The sequence below is a fragment of the Lentibacillus sp. genome, assembly GCF_035301925.1.
GTDB lineage: Bacteria > Bacillota > Bacilli > Bacillales > Amphibacillaceae > Lentibacillus.
Window position 1 is genome coordinate 1 of the sequence record NZ_DATGTI010000139.1, and the last position, 3346, is coordinate 3346.

The window sequence follows — 3346 nt, forward strand, 5'->3', positions numbered from 1 at the left end:
TTTTCTTTGTCAGTGAGGAACTGGAAAAAGAACGGTCCAGATATTACGACATGCTTAATGGCGTTAGAGGTAATAACCCTCAATGGGGAGATTGGCTATTGTTTTTCTTAAAAGCCTGTGACCGGATGGCCAACCGCATCAATGACAAACTGGAAGCTGCAGAGCAACTTGCTAAACAAGGCCTGGCACAAAGCGATACGGAATCGGAGAAAAAAGTGTGGATCTACACTTTTTCAAACCCTTTTACGAATGCAGTGAATGCTGCCGACAAAATTGGTGTTTCGGCAAATACAGCCCGAAATGCTTTGAATTCTTTGGTACGTAAAGACCTACTGTTTGCTGACAGGGAAGTAAAAAGGAATAAAAAATATCGAAATTATGATTTGATGCGCATTTTGCGGGATTGACTTGGCAGGTTTAAATGTCTACCCCTCTTAACTTCCTTTTTTTATAAGTTGCTAAAATGGTGAATCATAGGGTATAATACAATTAGATAATTCATACTATAAAAAAGAGACGAAGTGCGCCAACACTCCGACTCTTACAGCATATCCGCAGAGGCGCGGCCACTGTGGGATATCAGGTATAAATCCACCCAACGTCATTCACAGTTAGAGATGGGTGGATTTACTTTTTGTTGTTCAGTTTGTCTACTAATATGACCACAAGATTGACCAAAGCTACGATGAATATTCCTGTTGTAAGTGCAACTTGTATCTCAGACATACGGCCACCCCCACTCTCCACAGGAGAATAGCCGCTCCACCCACTATATGCTGTTGGCTATTATTGTAGCATAGTTGCATTATTTTGACCCCAATATTTTAAGCAACTTTGAAAATATTCTTATTTTATACCCATTCACAATTGCGGTGAATGCTGCCGACAAAATTGGTGTTTCGGCAAACACAGCCCGAAACGCCCTAAGAAAGACTTGCTTGAGGGGGGTCTGTCCCTGGTCTGTCCCTCATCACTCTAACGCGTTAATGTGATGAGGGACAGACCCCTTAAGACTGCAGCAATTAATGGATCGTTCGCCTCAAGGCCTGAAACGGACTGCAGTGTTTTGTCATAGCCTTGTTCATCAATCATTTTCTGCAGTTTGACAGCTTCATCATCATCTGGATTCTTATAGGCCAATGCAGCTGCTATTGTTTTAGCCAGATTCTCTGGTTCTTCTCCCGTCAACTCAAGATATAGGCTTGCCGGGCGGATCAAGCGGTCATTCGGTCCGAGTTTGCGGATCGGGCCGCGGCCAACGCGTGTGACTTCATCCGAGATATACGGGTTCATAAACCGCTTGATGATTTTGTCTATATATTGCTGGTGTGTTTTACGATTAAAACCATACGTCCGGATCAGCGCTTCACCCGACTCCTGCAATGCGCCTTCTATAATCTCTTGTACCTTGTCATCCTCCATGGCCTCATGAATCGCAGTATATCCCATGTATTGGCCGATATACGCAGGAACGGCATGGCCCGTATTAACCGTGAAAAGTTTCCGTTCAATATACGGTTTCAGATCATCAACATACGTAATCCCGTCGATCTGTGGCTTTTCACCCTTGACCGCTGTTTGTTCGACGACCCATTCATAGTATGGCTCAACAGACACTTCCAGCATATCATCGTTTGTCTGGTTGGGGACAATGCGGTCGACTGCCGCATCAGGGAATCCAAACACTTCATTGAACGTAGCCCGTTCACGTTCAGATAAATGTTCAAAAACATGCTCTTTCAAAGTGCTGCTGCCGCCGATCATGTTTTCACAGGCGATCAGATTGAGTGGACGCTTGCTGGTTTTTAGGCGTTCGCGCAGTCCTTTTGCAATCAGCTCGGCAATCACCCGTAAAACATTCGGGCCAACCGCTGTCGTGACAATATCTGCTTGTACAATCGCATCAACAACGGCATCCGGGTTGTTCATGCTGTTGATGCCTGATACATTTTTGACCGTTAATGATTCGCTATTTTCGTCGGCTAACACGACATTGTATTGCTGTTTATCATTTAGTTCACGAATGACCACATCGTTCACATCCACAAATGTTGTATGATAGCCTGCCTGATATAACAAGGCCCCAATGAAGCCCCGGCCGATGTTACCGGCGCCAAAATGTACAGCACGCATTTAGTTCACCTCATCGAATAAGTTTATAATGTCTTCTTCCGATGTTGCGTTAACGATTTTTTGGATGTTTTTTTCTTCGGAACAAACGATAGCAATTTTGGACAGCACATCCAAATGTTCATCACCTTTACCGGCAATGCCGATCAATACTTTTACCGTGTTGCCGTCAAAATCAACACCCTCAGGAACGGTGACAATAGAAATTCCCGTTTCCAGAACGAATTCTTTAGCATCCTCTGTTCCATGCGGGATTGCGACAAAATTTCCCATAAATGTAGAGATCACGTCTTCCCGCTCCAACATTTTCTCGATATAGGCATCCTGTACATAGCCATTGTCAGCAAGAATCCCGCCAGTATAGCGAATCGCTTCTTCCTTATTGTTCAATGCCTTATTCAAATGGACATTCTCTTTGCTTAAAACTTCTTTTGCCATAGTCTTGTTGCACTCCTTACATTATATTTTTTCATGCAGCCATTTATAAAATTGTTTTGACAGGTATTGCTCAATCCGGTCCCGATCCCCGGATTCAAGCAACCGTACACTTTCGTCCTCAATAATCAGACTGCTGAGAAAACTGAGCGTCTCCAGTACTTCCTTTCCGGTATCCTGAGGGGCAAGCATCAGCAATAGTGTACTGATCGCCATTTCATTTCCGTCCATACCCCTAACTTTCAACGGCTGACCTAATGGATAGATGGTAAAGCTTGGCTCTTCCACATCATGTGAGCGTGTATGATAAAGGGCAAAATGTGTCCCGGGAATTCCCAGTCCACTCTTCGCCTGACGTTCCAGCAATGTTTGCTTTACTGCGGATGCATTTCGAATTATACCGTTTTCTGCCAGTTTATCACACATCAGCTGCAGTACGTTTTCAAGAGATTTCTTCCCTGATAAACGAAGGACATCGAGCGACTTCAGCACATCGAGAACAGCTGTTGAATAAGCCTGTGTTACTTGCAGCTGCTGTTTGAAATCGGATGGTTTGTCATCTAGTTCCGTGCTTGTTTCTTTGGCTTGTTTTTTGAATACGGATGTTTTCCTTTTTCGGACTGCACGCTTAACCCGTTCGACTTCTGTTTTTGTCAGCATCGGTGATGTGAGGATATACTCATGTTCCGACTCACTTAGCGGGATGGTTGAAACAATAACATCATAATCGCCTTTCTCGATATCTTCCAAATCAAACAAGGATTTATTTTCAACCTGCTTA

Annotated in this window: 4 protein-coding genes and 1 pseudogene; 1 reads left to right on the forward strand and 4 read right to left on the reverse strand. The window is 43.9% G+C overall.

Going from position 1 to position 3346, the window contains the following annotated elements; all coding sequences use genetic code 11:
• Nucleotides 1-407, forward strand: a pseudogene (locus VK080_RS11475) (Fic family protein); the annotation flags it as partial.
• Between the two features lie 220 nt (nt 408-627).
• Here VK080_RS11475 and VK080_RS16050 read toward each other — a convergent pair.
• The 4 genes from VK080_RS16050 to VK080_RS11490 all read right to left on the reverse strand — a co-directional run.
• On the reverse strand, nt 628-726 hold the full coding sequence (locus tag VK080_RS16050) for a putative holin-like toxin (protein ID WP_414672248.1): 99 nt from the start codon (nt 724-726) through the stop codon (nt 628-630).
• A gap of 249 nt (nt 727-975) precedes the next feature.
• The gene (locus tag VK080_RS11480) at nt 976-2133 is read right to left on the reverse strand and encodes a mannitol-1-phosphate 5-dehydrogenase (protein ID WP_324224901.1); all 1158 of its coding nucleotides are present in this window, start codon (nt 2131-2133) and stop codon (nt 976-978) included.
• Nucleotides 2134-2568: a PTS sugar transporter subunit IIA gene (locus VK080_RS11485; RefSeq protein WP_324224902.1), complete on the reverse strand. Its 435-nt coding sequence runs from the start codon at nt 2566-2568 to the stop codon at nt 2134-2136.
• A 21-nt stretch (nt 2569-2589) separates the two neighbouring features.
• On the reverse strand, nt 2590-3346 hold a 757-nt coding region (locus VK080_RS11490; RefSeq protein WP_324224903.1), incomplete at its 5' end, for a PTS sugar transporter subunit IIA.

Bases quoted from the DNA above. Each gene is read 5' to 3' on its own strand.
- VK080_RS11485 (WP_324224902.1), bottom strand. From the start codon at position 2,568: ATGGCAAAAGAAGTTTTAAGCAAAGAGAATGTCCATTTGAATAAGGCA.
- VK080_RS16050 (WP_414672248.1), bottom strand. From the start codon at position 726: ATGTCTGAGATACAAGTTGCACTTACAACAGGAATATTCATCGTAGCT.
- VK080_RS11480 (WP_324224901.1), bottom strand. From the start codon at position 2,133: ATGCGTGCTGTACATTTTGGCGCCGGTAACATCGGCCGGGGCTTCATT.